The 14,639-nt window shown below is 62.0% G+C and carries 11 protein-coding genes; 6 read left to right on the forward strand and 5 right to left on the reverse strand.

Annotated features, from left to right (window positions below; genetic code table 11):
- The first annotated feature begins 73 nt into the window (after nucleotides 1–73).
- The 4 genes from ACFMO7_RS09855 (at nucleotide 74) to rpsI (ending at nucleotide 3,188) form a co-directional block, all read left to right on the forward strand.
- Nucleotides 74–700, forward strand: a complete 627-nt coding sequence (locus ACFMO7_RS09855) for a bL17 family ribosomal protein (protein WP_376795317.1) — start codon at nucleotides 74–76, stop codon at nucleotides 698–700.
- Nucleotides 701–1,006: 306 nt separating this feature from the next.
- Nucleotides 1,007–1,861, forward strand: a complete 855-nt coding sequence (truA, locus tag ACFMO7_RS09860; RefSeq protein ID WP_376795318.1) for a tRNA pseudouridine(38-40) synthase TruA — start codon at nucleotides 1,007–1,009, stop codon at nucleotides 1,859–1,861.
- 328 nt (nucleotides 1,862–2,189) lie between these two features.
- Nucleotides 2,190–2,681, forward strand: a complete 492-nt coding sequence (rplM, locus tag ACFMO7_RS09865) for a 50S ribosomal protein L13 (RefSeq protein ID WP_376795319.1) — start codon at nucleotides 2,190–2,192, stop codon at nucleotides 2,679–2,681.
- A gap of 132 nt (nucleotides 2,682–2,813) precedes the next feature.
- Nucleotides 2,814–3,188, forward strand: coding sequence for a 30S ribosomal protein S9 (rpsI, locus tag ACFMO7_RS09870; protein ID WP_376795364.1), 375 nt, complete (start codon nucleotides 2,814–2,816; stop codon nucleotides 3,186–3,188).
- 322 nt (nucleotides 3,189–3,510) lie between these two features.
- Here the strand turns inward: rpsI and ACFMO7_RS09875 are convergent, their stop codons facing one another.
- Nucleotides 3,511–4,452 (reverse strand): branched-chain amino acid transaminase, encoded by a 942-nt coding sequence (locus ACFMO7_RS09875; protein ID WP_376795320.1) that lies wholly within the window; start codon nucleotides 4,450–4,452, stop codon nucleotides 3,511–3,513.
- A gap of 236 nt (nucleotides 4,453–4,688) precedes the next feature.
- A complete protein-coding gene (gene rocF / locus ACFMO7_RS09880) occupies nucleotides 4,689–5,582 on the reverse strand; it encodes an arginase (protein ID WP_376795321.1) in 894 nt (297 codons plus the stop codon).
- A gap of 419 nt (nucleotides 5,583–6,001) precedes the next feature.
- On the opposite strand from rocF, the gene ACFMO7_RS09885 reads away from it, so the two are divergent.
- Both ACFMO7_RS09885 and ACFMO7_RS09890 read left to right on the forward strand, forming a co-directional pair.
- Nucleotides 6,002–7,720 (forward strand): ABC transporter substrate-binding protein, encoded by a 1,719-nt coding sequence (locus tag ACFMO7_RS09885; RefSeq protein ID WP_376795322.1) that lies wholly within the window; start codon nucleotides 6,002–6,004, stop codon nucleotides 7,718–7,720.
- A gap of 533 nt (nucleotides 7,721–8,253) precedes the next feature.
- Nucleotides 8,254–9,507, forward strand: coding sequence for a Glu/Leu/Phe/Val dehydrogenase (locus ACFMO7_RS09890; protein WP_376795323.1), 1,254 nt, complete (start codon nucleotides 8,254–8,256; stop codon nucleotides 9,505–9,507).
- On the opposite strand, the gene recJ is transcribed toward ACFMO7_RS09890, so the two are convergent.
- The 3 genes from recJ to ACFMO7_RS09905 form a co-directional block, all read right to left on the reverse strand.
- Nucleotides 9,498–11,363: a single-stranded-DNA-specific exonuclease RecJ gene (gene recJ, locus ACFMO7_RS09895; protein WP_376795324.1), complete on the reverse strand. Its 1,866-nt coding sequence runs from the start codon at nucleotides 11,361–11,363 to the stop codon at nucleotides 9,498–9,500. The two genes, ACFMO7_RS09890 and recJ, sit on opposite strands and share 10 nt — an antisense overlap.
- 29 nt (nucleotides 11,364–11,392) lie before the next feature.
- Nucleotides 11,393–12,628, reverse strand: a complete 1,236-nt coding sequence (hemW, locus tag ACFMO7_RS09900; protein ID WP_376795325.1) for a radical SAM family heme chaperone HemW — start codon at nucleotides 12,626–12,628, stop codon at nucleotides 11,393–11,395.
- A gap of 255 nt (nucleotides 12,629–12,883) precedes the next feature.
- On the reverse strand, nucleotides 12,884–14,341 hold the full coding sequence (locus ACFMO7_RS09905; protein WP_376795326.1) for a peptidylprolyl isomerase: 1,458 nt from the start codon (nucleotides 14,339–14,341) through the stop codon (nucleotides 12,884–12,886).
- Between the last annotated feature and the right edge of the window lie 298 nt (nucleotides 14,342–14,639).

The raw sequence follows: 14,639 nt of genomic DNA on the forward strand, positions 1-14,639 counted from the left end.
TCCCGACGAATCTGCGCGCCAGCACGGTCGGGGCCGAGATGAACGGCGATCACGAAAGGGAGGGTTAGTTAAGTTGAGGCATCGTGTTGCCGGTAATAAGCTGGGAATGCCGGAGCACCGCCGCCGCGCTGTCCGCCGCAGCCTGATGGCCGGTTTGCTCCGCTACGATCGGGTCAATACTACCCTGGCCCGCGCCCGCGCCATTCGCGGCGAGGTCGAGCGGCTGATCGCGACCGCCGTTGAGGGCCGCGCCGCCGCTCAGCGCCATCTGGCGCAGGTGGTTCCCGATGAGGAAAAGGCTGCTAAGCTGCTGGCCTTCGCTCGCCGCGGCCGCTTCTCGCTCCATGACGAGGTGGCGACAAACGAGGAGCGCGCCGCTATAGGCATGCCCCCGCTGACAGAGCAGGGCCGCAAGTTCCTGGAGAATAAGCTGAAGGAGCGCCGCGCGGAGCTTCTGCGCATTATTCCTAAGGAGGAGGAGGCGGAGCAGGCTTTGCGCGCCGCTTATGAGGCCCTGGTGATCGAGTTGCGCGCCCGCCGCTATATTCTGAGCCATCTGCCCGATGAGCTGGTGGTGCGCCGCCTCTTCGATGAGCTGGTTCCGCGCTACATGGGCCGTCCGGGGGGCTATACGCGCATTACCAAGCTGGGTCGGCGCAAGGGCGATGCCGCCGAGATCGCTCAGATCGCTTTGGTCTGAGTGGGGCCGCGAACCCGGCTTGCCTGGCTTGCTAGGCTGGCCCTCCCGCTTGCTGGCCTGCCGCTCTGGAGAGAGGAGAGGCGCAAGCGGCGAGCTGCGTCCTGACCCTCCTTCTGGCTCTGGCTGCTCCGCCTCCCCTGGGACTGGCGAGTGAGTGAGATGCTGCCAGGCTGGGCTGGACCGGCAGGCGGGCAAGTCAGTGTCTCTAGGGCCAGGCTGCAAGGGTCGGACTGCCTCGGCTGGCAGAAAAGCGGGGGCAGGTTGTACGATACAGGGTTGCGTCAGCTTCTGGTTTGACAGGAGTGTATGAATATCGCCTGTGGCATTGAGTACGATGGCACGGACTACCACGGCTTCCAGCGGCAGCCGGCGGCTCAGGGTCCCACCGTTCAGGGAGTGTTGGAGACCGCTATTGCCCGCATTGCTGGCGAGCGGGTCGTGGTGCACGGTGCCGGGCGCACCGATGCCGGCGTGCACGCCTCGGGCCAGGTGATCAATTTCCATACGACGGCCCAACTCGCCCCCGAGGTCTGGGTGCGGGCCTTGAATGCGACCTTGCCGCCAACGGTGGTCGTGCGCTGGGCGCGGGCGGTGCCGGAGCGCTTCCATGCTCGCTTCAGTGCCATCAGTCGCTCTTATCGTTATACGATCTGGAATGATGCGGTTCCGACGGCGCTCCTGGCCCGCTTTACCTACCATCGGTCTCAGCCGCTGGCGGTCGATCTCATGGCTGAGGCCTGCAAGTTCCTCTTAGGAACCCAGGATTTCGGGGCCTTTGGGCGTAGTCCCGAGGATGCTTCTCATCCCGATGAGGCCGGCCCGCATCACTGTATTCGTACCATGCTGGCGGCCTCCTGCTTTCGCTACGGCCCATGTATCTTTTGTGACTTTACGGCCAATGCCTTTCTGACCGGTATGGTGCGCCGCCTGGTGGGAACGCTCTTGCTGGTCGGGCAGGGACGACTCAGTCTGGAGGAGTTCGCTGCCATTGTCCGACGGGCCGAGCGCTCTCATCCCGGGGTAGCTGTGCCGGCACGCGGACTGTGCCTGGTCGGCGTCTCCTATCCCAGCGAGCTGGGTTTGCCGGAGCCGCCTCTGATGACACCGGCTGCTGCCTGGCCCTCACCGGTTGGCGCTGGCGCAGAGTTGCAGGCTGACTGAGGCTGGCTCGTCTCTCCCTGGCGGGCTGAGTGGGCGAAGCTTGTCAAGCCTGACAAGCCTGACAAGCCTGACAGACGGCAGGCGAGGCAAGGCCAGGCGTAGGACGGCTAAGGCGCGCCTGCACTCGATGCTCTGCGATGGATGTGCTGCTTGTTTGAGTGGGTGAGTGGGTGGCTGGATGGATGGGTAAGTGAGAAGTGCCCGTGTGTATGCCTGTGGGCCTGTGTGCCTGCAGGTGGTCAGGCGGACATTCGTGAGCGTGTGTGTGCAAGCCAGCGAGCGAGCGAACGAGCAAGCAAGCAAGATTGCGTTTTGGGAGCTGTGACCTATGAGAAAGACCTATAGCGCCAGGGCGGCTGACCTGCGCCCGAAATGGTATGTCATCGATGCCGAGGGGCAGGTGCTGGGCCGGCTGGCGGCACAGATTGCAACTATTCTGCGCGGTAAGCATAAGCCGACGTTTACTCCGCATATGCCCTGCGGCGATTATGTGATTGTGATCAATGCCGATAAGATCGCTGTGACCCGCGGGCGCCTTGATAAGAAAGTCTACTTTCGCCATACGCAGTACCCTGGTGGGGTGAAGCTGCAGACGCTTCGCCAGGTGCTGGAGGGTCCTCACCCTGAGCGCGCTCTGATTCACGCGGTGCGCGGCATGGTGATGCACAATAGCCTGGGCAACCAGTTGATGCGGCGGCTGAAGGTCTACGCCGGCCCCAATCATCCGCACCAGGCCCAGAAACCTGTACCCTGGCGTGGGTCTCAGGCCCTGCTCGACGAGTATCTCTCGGAGCAGTCGCCAACCTCCGACAAGAAGTAAGTGGCCATCGTTGCTTGTTGTTACTTACCTTACCTTACTTACCGCTTGAGATGAGAGAAGGAAGGGAGAGGAGTACGGACCTTGGCTGAGAGCACCAAACTGGAGCTGCCCAAAGGGGAATATTACTATGGGATGGGACGGCGCAAGACGGCTGTGGCCCGCGTACGTCTTTATCCCAATGGGAGCGGCAGAATTATTGTCAATGGACGCGACTTCCAGAATTACTTTGGCAATCGTGAGTCGGTGGTCGCGACCGCTCTGGCGCCGCTCCGCTTGCTCGATCTGACCTCGGCGTATGATATCTCTGTGCGCGTGCTTGGTGGCGGAATGAGTGGCCAGGCTGGCGCGATTCGCCATGCTCTGGCACGGGCTTTGCTGCGCGTTAATCCCGATTGGAAGGGCGCTTTACGCAAAGCCGGCTTCTTGACGCGCGATCCTCGCATGAAGGAGCGAAAGAAGCCAGGTTTGAAGCGCGCACGCAAGGCGCCGCAGTACACCAAGCGTTAAGCCGGGCCTTGCTGTCGACCGCGCTCGCCCTAGCGGCTGTTTCTCAGCAGGATGGATCGGGTAGGTCCTGACCGAGCGGCCAGGACTGGACCGAACCCAGCAGCGTGGGCACGGGAATGGCTCGCAGGCAAGTTCTGGCCGAGTGTCTGGTGGTGGACGGCGGGCATCGCAAAAAAAACAGGCGTGGGGAAGATGATCGCCCCGCACCTGTTTTTTTGGTCTCTAATTTGGACCCGCTGGCCTGGCGTCCTTTGAAGGCTGAGTAACCTGGCCTGGTCTGGATGGGATAGGAGATGAGGGTTCTCTCTCTCCTTCTCCGGTGCTAGCCGGCGCTGGCTGGAACGCTGCTGTAAACGGGCGTGCACCAGCGGGCGCGATATTCAGGACGCTTGCCACGTACGACCTGGAAGTAGAGGTCCTGTAGGGCCTTGCTGATGGGACCGATCTGGCCGCTGCCGATGGGACGATGGTCTACCTCTACGACAGGGGCGATCTGGGCGCCTGTGCCGCACAGGAAGATTTCCTCGGCGTTGTAAAGCTCGGTTCGGTCAATGCTTCGCTCGCGTGTAATGCGCCCTAGTTCGCGACGGGCCAGCTCCATGACCGTGTCGCGAGTAATGCCAAGCAGGATGTTTTCGGTCGGAGCTGGCGTGATCAGCTCGCCGTTGAGAACCAGAAAGATGTTTTCGGCGCTGCCTTCGGAGACATGCCCCTCGTGGGTGAGCATGATGGCCTCGTCGTAGCCGTTCTGCAGGGCCTCGCTTTTGGCCAGCGCTGAGTTGACGTAAGCGCCGCAAACCTTGGCGCGCGCGGGGATGGCGTTGTCATCGATCCGTCGCCAGCTTGAGACGCAGCAGCGCAGGCCCGTGGTGGACACGTAGTCCCCAAATGGCTCGGTGGTGATCAAGAAGCTATCGCTGATCCCGTGCAGGCGCACACCGATCGTCTGGTCGCTTTTGTAGGCAACGGGACGGATGTAGATGTCTCGCCGCTGGTTGTTGCGTCGCACCAGCTCAACCGTGATCTCTAGCAGTTGCTCGACGCTGTAGGGCAGCGCGATTTGCAGCGTCTTGCAGGAGCGCAGCAGGCGCTCATAGTGCTCACGGGCCCGGAACAGGTAAAGCTGTTGTTCCTCTTCGTTCCAGTAGCCGCGGATACCCTCGAAGCAGCCGGTGCCGTAGGCGAAGCCATGCGTGCGTACAGAGATCACCCCACGCTCGACGGGGATGAATTCGCCGTTCATGAAGAGTTCTTGGGCTTCCATCGCTGTTTCGGCAGAAAGCTCCGTTGCTCTCTGCCTTCCCTCCTTCTTCAGAATAAGCTTTGGCCTGGTTTCCTGGTAACCTGCTGCAGGCCGCTCTGCCCGGCCTGGCCCGGCTCAGCTTCGCTCGCGGCGGGGTGAGGTCTGCCTGGGCTGGCCAGGGCGGAGAGACCTCGCAAGAGGCAGGCTGGCCCGGCCATGAAGAGCGAGCCGGCAGGGTATGGGTTGGCTCCGGCGAGCTAGAGAATGGTCTTCCCCAGGGCGGAGAGCACCAGCCCGACGGCCAGCGAGGCAGTCGCGTTCTCGCGATCCAGAATTGGGTTGACCTCGACCACGTCCAGCGAACAGAGCTGACCGCAGGCGGCCAGCAGCTCCATCGAGAGGTGAGCCTCGCGATAGCTGAGGCCCCCACGTACCGGGGTTCCCACGCCGGGCGCTTCGCTGGGATCGAGTGCATCCAGATCAAGGCTCAGGTGGATGCGTCTGCCGTTGTGTCCGGCCACGGCGATGGCTTCTTCCATGATGGCGGAGATGCCGCGGCGATCGATGTCGGTCATGGTGAAGACATGGACACGATTGGCGCGCAGGAGTTCGCGCTCGCCAGGGTCGAGGTCGCGTGCGCCGACGATCGCGATGTTGCGCGGGTTGACCTTGGGCGCGCGGCCGGCCAGCTGCACGAGGCGCTCGTGTCCCAACCCGGCCAGAGCGGCCAGCACCATGCCATGAATGTTGCCGGAAGGCGTGGTCTCCGGAGTATTGAAGTCGCCGTGGGCGTCGATCCAGATGACGCCGATTTCTCCGTAGAAGCTGGAGACACCCGTGATCGAGCCGAGGGCAATGCTATGGTCGCCGCCCAGGACGAGCGGCAGATCGCCCGCCTCCAGCGCCTCGCTGACAGCGGCGGCTAGCTCTTCGGCCACCTGGATAATCGGCTCCAGGTATTTGACATGGGGGTCGCCTGCTGGCTGGCTTTCAGGAAGGGGGACGTGCAGATTACCGATATCGTTAACGCTGTGGCCGAGCGCACGGAGTTTCTCGTGAAGGCCGGCATAGCGGATAGCACTCACCCCAATATCCACGCCACGTCGATCTGCCCCGAGGTCCATCGGCACGCCAATCACACGAATCTGCATCTGTTCGCTTGCCCTCCTGTTCGCCGTTGAACAGTGTGATCTTCTCCTCTCCATTATAGCCCTGGGCTAGCTCCTTGTCCATCAGCCAATTGCTCCCAGAATGGCCAACTGAGGGGAGCCATTAGAGCCTGGGTGGGGCCAGGGCACGAGCAGGACGGCAGGACGCCAGCAGGACCTACCTGTTGGTGCGGCAGGTGGATGCTGTCAGGGACGTCCTGACGGACCGACAGGGCCGACTTAGCGGGTATCCCCCCACAACTTGCCGCAGGCGCAACGGGCGCTATACAATAATAGACTACCTTCCCTGACGCTCCTGCCAGGTCCGGCTGGCTCAGGAGTGGTGAAATGGTGCTAGCAATAAGGAGGGCCGGGGCACGTTCGTTCCGCTGGCCTGTCTGCAAGAAAGGGGGCGCTTTGTCGTGCTGCTCTGGTTGCCGTCTATCCGCATCTACAGGAGCCGCTGGCAGGGAGTGAGGGCGGCTCTCTTCCGACTGCCGACAGGGAAGTCTCTTGCCCGGGCCTGGCTGCAGTGTTGCTGGCCAGGCGCTCTGCTTTGCCTGCTCGTCCTCTTCTCGGCCTGCGCTGGCAACTCCCCGCCGTCCACCAGCAGTCAGCAGCCTCTGGCCGCGGCGCAGCAGGTGCTGGTCTTTCCCAACGTGGGGACGAAAGATATCGCCACCCTCGATCCGGCCCAGGGACCGGATGCTAACTCGGCGCTGGCGGTCAATATGCTCTACAGCGGCCTGGTCCGCGCGACCGCCGACCTGAGCGTCGTCCCCGACCAGGCGACCTGGCAGGTCTCGCCCGACCAGCGCGTCTATACCTTCCATCTCAAGCCCGGTATTGCCTTCTCCGACGGTACGCCTGTCACCGCGCAGACCTATGTCTTTACGCTAACACGCCAGCTCCTGCCAGAAGTCAAATCCCCGATTGCTTCCTTCTTTGAAGGCTTTATTGCCGGCGCGTCGGATGTGGCGGCTGGCAAGACCCGCACGCTCAGTGGGGTGCGGGCCTTGGACAATTCGACCTTGCAGATCACGCTGACCCAGCCAACCCCCTTCTTTCTGGAGGTCCTGACCAATCCCCTCTTTGATCCCCTGAATCCAGCCCTGGTGCAGAAGTATGGTCAGGCCAACTGGGCCAGCCAGGCCGCGGGCAACGCCGTTGGCACGGGGCCGTTCATGGTGAAGAGCTGGCAGCACAACGTCAAGATGGTCCTGGTGCCCAATCCCCACTACTACGGTCCCAAGCCGCGGCTGCGCGAGGTCGATATGCTCTTTGTGGCCGATCCGGCCACGGCCTTTAAGGCTTATGAGGCGCACCAGTATAGCTTTATCTGGAATATCCCGCCCGGCGATCTGGGACTGGCTCGCCAGATGTCGGGCTTTGTGCAGCGTTCGCTGCTGCAGACCGACCTGCTCTTCTTCTACACGCGCAAACCACCCTTTGATAAGACCGCAGTACGGCAGGCTTTTGCCTATGCAGTTGATAAGAAGACGCTGGCCCATGCCATCTTTAAAGATGCTGTTCTGCCAGCCAGCACCATCATCCCGCCGGGTATGCCTGGCTATCAGGCCAATTATGCGGGTCTGCCCTATGACCGGGCCAGGGCGCGCAGCCTGCTGCAGTCGGTCTATCCTGACATCGGCAAAGTTCCGCCGATTGTCTTCACCTATCCCTCTTCACAGGTCTCGCAGAGTGAAGCTGCAGCCCTGCAGCAGATGTGGCAGAGCGCGCTCGGAGTGCAGGTCAAGCTGCAAAGCATGGATCTGACGACCTACAACGATGAGTTGTCGAAGCATCTGGTGCAGATGGGCTTTATTCAGTGGACTGCCGATTTTCCCGATCCCTACGATTGGCTGACGCTGAATCTCACCAGCGGCTCTCCCAATAACAACGGCGAGTGGAGCAACCCGCAGTTTGATCGCCTGGTAGCGCAGGCCGAGAAAGAGAGCGGTGAGGCGCGTTTGCGTACCTACAATGAGGCGGAGCGGGTGGCCATCGAAGATGTGGGATGGCTGCCGCTGGACCATCAGGCCCTGGCCGCGGTCATTCCGCCCTGGCTGCATGGTGTAACGCTCAACGGCCTGGGCCTCTACTTCGGCGACTGGTCCACGGTCTACCTGCTCCAGCACTAGAGCTGGCGGGCCAGGCTGGCCGCGCGCCCTCCCATGGTCCGGCTCCGCCTCGGCCTGGCCCGCGCCTTGAAGGGCGCCACGCTACGATGGTATAATAGAGCTACAACGTTCATCACTGTGCTTATATGCTTGAACGCAAGCAGGGCGCATTCTCCCTGAAGCAGGTCGCCCGCCCTCCGCGGCGGGCTTTGTTATGCCGCAGTTGGGGCTGTTGCTCTGCCATTGGCTGGAAGCTCTCGATCTTGCTCTAGTGGTCTGTCATTGCTCCCTTCGGAGAACCTCTTGTTCTCCCACTGCCGGGTGGCAGGAAGCGATGACGCTTCCATTCTTAATGACCTGTTGCAGGTATGCAGCGAGGCATACGAGCCTGGCCTGAGCGGATGAGGTCGCTGCTCTCGCTGGCAGGGAGGAGGAAGGGGACTGGCTAGTGGGCTAACTAGCTGGCTGGCTGGTTCTCTGCCCGGTAGCCAGCTAGCGGCTGCGTGCAGGTCTCTTCCCTGGCCGGGCGCATTGCTGAGGAGGTTCTGAACTCGATGGCTGTTGATATCCTCAACCCCTATGAAGTAGCGGTGGCCCAGTTTGATGAAGCCGCCGAAATACTGGGTCTCTCGCAGGCCATGCGCGCTATTCTGCGCAAGCCCAAACGAGAACTGATCGTCAATTTCCCCGTGCGCATGGATAACGGCGACGTGCAAATGTTCACCGGCTACCGTGTCCAGCACAACATCAACCGTGGCCCGGCGAAAGGCGGCATTCGCTTCAGCCCGGATGTCTCCCTGGACGAGGTGCGGGCCCTGGCCATGTGGATGACGTGGAAGTGTGCAGTGGTGGGCATTCCCTTTGGAGGTGCCAAAGGAGGCGTGGTCTGCGATCCGCACAGGCTCTCGCGTCACGAGCTGGAGCGCCTCACCAGGCGCTACGCCACCGAAATCTCTATTCTCATTGGTCCCAATAGCGATATTCCAGCCCCCGATATGAACACCAATCCCCAGATTATGGCCTGGATCATGGACACTTATTCCATGCATCACGGCTACTCTGTGCCCGAGGTGGTCACGGGGAAGCCGCTGTCGATCGGCGGCAGCGAGGGGCGCCTGGAGGCAACGGCGCGCGGGGTGCAAGTTGTAACGCGCGAGGCCCTGCTCAGTTTGGGCAGGCAGCCCGAGGGGGCCAGGGTGGTCATCCAGGGCTTCGGGAACGTCGGAGGCAACTCTGCACGCTTGCTCCAGTCTCTGGGCTGCAAGATTGTGGGCCTGAGCGATATCAGTGGCGGCGTCTATAATCCCAATGGCATTGACGTCACACGGGCGCTGCGCTATTCGCAAGAACATGGCGGCCTGCGCGGCCTGCCCGATAGTGAGCAGGTGACCAATCAGGAGCTACTGGAATTGCCCTGCGATGTACTGATTCCGGCTGCTCTGGAAAACCAGTTGACGGCCCAGAACGCCTCGCGCGTCAAGGCTCGCCTGATCGTTGAAGCCGCCAATGGACCAACGACGCCGGAGGCCGATCGCATCTTCCAGGATCGCGGTATTACGGTAGTGCCCGACATCCTGGCCAACGCCGGCGGAGTGACCGTCAGCTATTTCGAGTGGGTCCAGGATCTGCAGCGCTTCTTCTGGTCGGAGGACGAGATCAATCAGCGCCTGGAGCGTATCATGGTACGCTCCTTCCAGGCGGTCAAAGAGCGGGCAGAGCGTCAGCGTACCAGCCTGCGCATGGGGGCCTACTTGCTGGCCGTGGCGCGGGTCGCCGAGGCCACCGAGGCGCGCGGGATCTATCCCTGATCAGGTGAGCCAGCCGGCGGGCGGGAGAGCTGGACGGGCGCGTGGCCTGGCCGTGGCGAGGGCGCGATGTCAAGGATCTTGAGCACGATCTCGCGCGTGCTCTCGCCCTCCTGGGGACTCCAGGCTGGCTCGAGGCGGAAGATCACGTCGACGTGCGAGGCGCCGCTGAGGGCGCTCATGTGGGTCGCGGCTCCGCGTACAAAGGTCCCCATTACCTGTACGCTGCCGATGCCGAGGCGCAGGCGCAAGTTGCGTCCTTCTGGGCCGCTGCTCCAGTAGTTGAGCAGGCGTACTTTCTCGGCCTTGAAGATCGGCTCAGGGTTGGCGGCCCCGAAAGGAGCGAGCCGGCGAATACGACTATAGGTCTGGTAGTGGAAATATTCGGGGCGGCGCAAGACCAGGTCGACCATGAGCGTGTTGGTCGGAGCGGGCGTCTGGCTCTCCTGCTCGCTGGGTGGGGTGGTGGACTCAAACGCCGACAGGGCTGACTCTGCCCCGTTGCTCTGGCTATCGTGCCAGTTCAACAAGTGCTGATGTAGCTCTTCAACGTGCTGGTTGGCGATGGTGAAGCCCGCGGCCTGAGCATGGCCACCATAGCGCTCCAACAAGTGGGCACAGTCACGCAGGGCCGAAATCATGTTAAACCCCTCACGGCTGCGGGCCGAACCGCGGCTGAAGTCTTTGCCGCGGCTGAGTACTACTACCGGGCGGCCGATCTCCTCGGCCAGCTTGCTGGCCACCAGACCGATGATCCCTTCAGGCCAGTTGTCGCCGCTGACCATCACCACAGGATCGTCCGGGTGGCGGGCCGCCTCCTCGCGTGCCAGGCCCATCAGCTCTTCCGTCTGGACCTGGCGCAAGTGATTAAGGCGCTCCAGGTGGGCGGCATAGGCCCGCGCCTCAGCCGCATCATCTGTCATCAGTAGCTCGCAGGCCCAGCGCGCATGCTCCATGCGTCCGGCTGCATTGAGGCGCGGCCCCAGCACAAAGGCTACATCGCGCTCGCGTATCTGGCCAGGCTGCAGGCCGGCACTCCCCATCAGCGCCAGCAGGCCCGGGGACCTCGTCCGATTCAGCTGTTCCAGGCCCAGGCGCACCAGCGTGTGGTTCTCGCCGAGCAAATCGGCCACATCGGCAATCGTGCCGATGGCCACCAGATCGAGCAGGGCCAGCTCTTCCTCGCGGGAGAGACCAAAGGAACGGTAGAGGGCCTGCACCAGCTTGAAGGCGACGCCGACTCCGCAAAGCAGGCGCTCGGGGTAGGTTGAACCGGGCCGCCAGGGATTGACCAGGGCATAAGCTGGCGGCAGCTCCTCCGGAGGACGGTGATGATCCGTAATAATCACATCGATGCCGAGGACCTCGCGAGCATAGCGCACCTGGGCCACATCGGAGCTGGCGCAATCGGCGGTGATGATCAGCGACGTCCCCTGGCGCTTGAGCCAGTCGAGGGCACCGACGTTCAGACCACACCCCTCATCGATGCGAGACGGAATGTAGTAGTCAAGCGGCGTCTCCGGATTCTTGAGACGGCGCAAAGCCCGCATCAGCAGAGCGGTAGCCGTCACCCCATCGGCGTCGAAGTCACCGTAGACCGTGATATGCTCACCTTCTAGCAGGGCGCGGCGGATACGTTCCAGCGCCCGTGGCAGATCGATCAGGGTCAGAGGATCAGGCGTCTGCTCGTAGCGCGCCTCCAGAAAAGCCTTCATTTCCTCGGGCGTGTGCAGGCCGCGATTGTAAAGCAACTGAGCCTCCAACGGCTCGATACCCGCTGCCCGGAAACGCCGGAACTGGCTGGCACTCAACAGTTCGCGAACGCGCCAGGTGAGGCGCCATGCTCTTTCAGGCTCCACAGGGATATCCTTCTTCTCCACTCTCTAGGCTAATTTTCGTCGGGAAGCAGGCACAGAAAGACCTCGTTGCCCAGCAAGCGCCCGCGCTTGCTCAGGCGTAGCCAGCCCCCGTTCTCTCTCTCATACTCCAGCAAGCCAGCCTCCCAGACATGTTGCAGGCGCTTCCCCGCAAACTGCCAGAAGTCCAGGCCGAAGCGCTCACGGAAGGCCAGCAGAGACAGCCCGCGCGCGGTGCGCAGGGCCAGAATCGCCGTCTCGGCCATCTGCATCTCGCGAGAGAGAAGCTCGCTCTCGGCCTCGGGACGCTGGCGAGAAGCCAGGAGGCGGATATACTGGCGTGGCTCGCGCACGTTAGAAAAGCGCCGTCCGCCAAAGCAGGAATGGGCGCCGGCTCCCAGGCCCAGATAAGGCAGGTTTAACCAGTAAGTCAGATTGTGACGACACTCGTGGCCGGGGCGTGCCCAGTTCGAAATCTCGTAGTTCACATAACCGGCCTCTTGCAACAGAGCGTCGGCGTACTCGTACATCTCGGCGCAGAGGTCCTCGTCAGCGGGAACAAGGCGCCCCTCTTGTACCCAATGGAAGAAGGGGGTGCCCTCCTCCACGATCAGCGAGTAGAGCGAAAGGTGATCCGGAGCCAGCTCAAGCGCCCCCAGCAGTGTCTCGCGCCACTGAGCCATCGTCTGCTCGGGTAAGCCGAACATCAGATCGAGATTGAGCGAGGTGAAACCTGCGGTGCGGGCAGCTCGCACCGCCTGCGCCACATCCTCGGGAGAGTGGGTACGCCCAAGCAGCTTCAACAAGTGCGGGTCAAAGCTCTGCGCCCCCAGGCTCAGACGGTTCACGCCCGCTGCACGCAGGGCCTGCAAGTGCGGGCTAGAGAGCGTACCTGGATTGGCCTCCAGCGAGATTTCGGCCTCGGAATCAAGCACGAAAACCCTGCGACAGGCAGCGAGCAGGCGCTGAATCTGGTCAGCGCTCAACAGGCTGGGGGTGCCTCCTCCAAAGTAGACCGTGCGAACGCGGCGCGGGCCGCCGGTGGCTGTCTGGGCCATCTCTGCGGCCAGCTCGATTTCTGTCAGCAAAGCCCGCACGTACGGCTCACGCAGAGATAGCAGGCCCGCATACGTATTAAAATCGCAATAGTAGCAGCGTGTATGGCAGAAAGGGACATGCAAGTAGAGTGAAAGGCTCTCCAACAAGGAGGAAAGCGGTTCTTCGAAGAAGAAGGCCGTAAGTGGAGCATTCCCGAGCGTAGTGGTCATCCTGTTCTGCCTGTCCGTCTGTCTATCTATCTCTCTAGCTGTCCGTTAACTTTCAGGAAGAGCGAGAGGGCTAGAGGGATGAGCCTTAAGCTTGCCTCTCTGATCTTCTTCCCTGTCGTGGTTTGGTCGAGCGGCTCAGGGAAGACAGGGGAGTCGCCGGGCCTGGCCTATCTCCGCCTCTTTGCCAACTGGATAGAGCCGAGGAAGAGAGTGCGACCGGCGAAACTCCCCTGCAGAACCAGAGCCGCTGGGCGGCTACTGGCTTGGTGCCGACAGGCCGCCGCTGCTCTGCGAAGGACCGCTCACGGGCAGCTCAGTTGGCATATTGATTGGATCGAAGAGCCGATTCTGATCGGCGGGCGTAATATGCGTTGTAGGCAGCGCCCGAATCTCCAGGGACCAGTTGGAGAGGGCGTTGTCCTTCAGCGTCTGCAGCGTACTCTGGTCCAGGGGACGGGAAGGATCGATCCCCAGGATCTGCACGATGTGGTAGGCGCCGTTCTCCATGATGATCGGACTGATCTCATTAATTGTCCGGGCCGGATCGAAGAGCCAGTTGTCCACATAGGCCTGGCCCTCCTGGTGGGCGTACTGGCCACGAGCCAGCCAGCCAAGGTAGCCGCCTTTTGTATTGGTCGTCGTATCGACCGACTTCTGGCGGGCCAGGGTAGCAAAATCGGCGCCTTTCTTCAGTTGGTCCAGAATCTTCTGGGCATCGGCTTTGGTGCTGAGGGTCATAGTGCGGGCCAGCACCTGATACGTGGGTGACTTAATCTGCGAGGCCAGATAGTTCTGCATATTGTCGCGGCGCAGCTTCAGAGCCATCATCTCGTGCATATCGGCATCGCTGACGCCGTCCTGAGCGAGCATCTGTTGATAGCTGCGCGCATACTGGCCGGATTTCGGCATATTGGCCTTCAGATCGTTGAGGGCGCGCTCAATCTGGGCCGCGGTTGGCTCGATGCGGGCACGGACCGAAGCCGGCTGGGTCTGGAGCCATTCGCGGATCAGCTCGTCGTCCTGGAGCCAGGTTGCGCTATCGTTGCCGATCTGGGACTGCGTGAAAGGACCTTGCTGCTCGAAAGGAATAGTATTCTGCGTCAAGTTGTTGAGCTGAGATTGCAGTTTATCGTGTTGGGACTGAGCGTTGGCGTAGGCTTGCTTGGCCTCATTCAGCTCCTTGGTGAGCTGGGTGCGCTGGGGACTGGGGCCGGCGGGTAGCTTGCTGATCTGCTGGTTGAGGTCGTCGATCTTCTTGGAGGCGTTATTCATCGCCTGCTGCTGCTGAGCGACAGCCTTTTCGAGGTTCGTGCGCTGGGCGAAGAGGCCATTTGGTCCGTAGAGCTTGTTGATCTCCAACTGGGTCTTCAGGACTACCAGCTTGTGGTATTCGGACTGAGGGATGTCGTGGCCGTTAACCGAAGTAATCGGCAAGCCAGGCACGATCACATTGATGTTGATCCAGAACCCGATGAGAACACCGACGATGGTGAGCAAGATAAGGATCGTGAGGGCCCAGGTAGCGCGGACGCGGATACGGTTTTTCTCGCTCTGAGAGAGGTGGCTGCCCCAGCCGAAGATCAGGGGTTTGCCATCTCGTCGGGCCGCCACAAGGGCTGTTTGGCGGACATAGCGCCTGGGCTTCGCCTTCTCCGGGCGGCTCGCTCGCGTTGACCGCTGGTTTTGGGGTTCACGCGCTGTTTGACTCTTCATAGTGGAAGAACCCTTTCCTGCCTTCAGCAATGGCTGCTCATGGCTTCATGATACACAGGAACGGCCTCTGAGACAAGAGGGCAAGCGCAGAAGGCTCGGCGGAGCCAGGCATGCGGACAACCTACAAACAGCACCCAGGCCGCTCGCCTTTCGCCCCTGTGGCTGACCAAAGCGGGAAGCCAGAGCCGCCTGTCTCGACGGCCCTGGTCTGGACCTGGCCTGAGCTGGCCTGATTGAAGGGAGCGCTTCTGCTTCTCCGGTTCCGCCGATCTGGGTGAGCCTCGGCGCGCCCGTCCCT

It is taken from the genome of Thermogemmatispora sp., from assembly GCF_042408735.1.
Classification (GTDB): Bacteria; Chloroflexota; Ktedonobacteria; order Ktedonobacterales; family Ktedonobacteraceae; genus Thermogemmatispora.

Coding starts and splice junctions, on each gene's coding strand:
- truA (WP_376795318.1), top strand. CDS start 1,007: ATGAATATCGCCTGTGGCATTGAGTACGATGGCACGGACTACCACGGC.
- rplM (WP_376795319.1), top strand. CDS start 2,190: ATGAGAAAGACCTATAGCGCCAGGGCGGCTGACCTGCGCCCGAAATGG.
- rpsI (WP_376795364.1), top strand. CDS start 2,814: ATGGGACGGCGCAAGACGGCTGTGGCCCGCGTACGTCTTTATCCCAAT.
- ACFMO7_RS09875 (WP_376795320.1), bottom strand. CDS start 4,452: ATGGAAGCCCAAGAACTCTTCATGAACGGCGAATTCATCCCCGTCGAG.
- rocF (WP_376795321.1), bottom strand. CDS start 5,582: ATGCAGATTCGTGTGATTGGCGTGCCGATGGACCTCGGGGCAGATCGA.
- ACFMO7_RS09890 (WP_376795323.1), top strand. CDS start 8,254: ATGGCTGTTGATATCCTCAACCCCTATGAAGTAGCGGTGGCCCAGTTT.
- hemW (WP_376795325.1), bottom strand. CDS start 12,628: ATGACCACTACGCTCGGGAATGCTCCACTTACGGCCTTCTTCTTCGAA.
- ACFMO7_RS09905 (WP_376795326.1), bottom strand. CDS start 14,341: ATGAAGAGTCAAACAGCGCGTGAACCCCAAAACCAGCGGTCAACGCGA.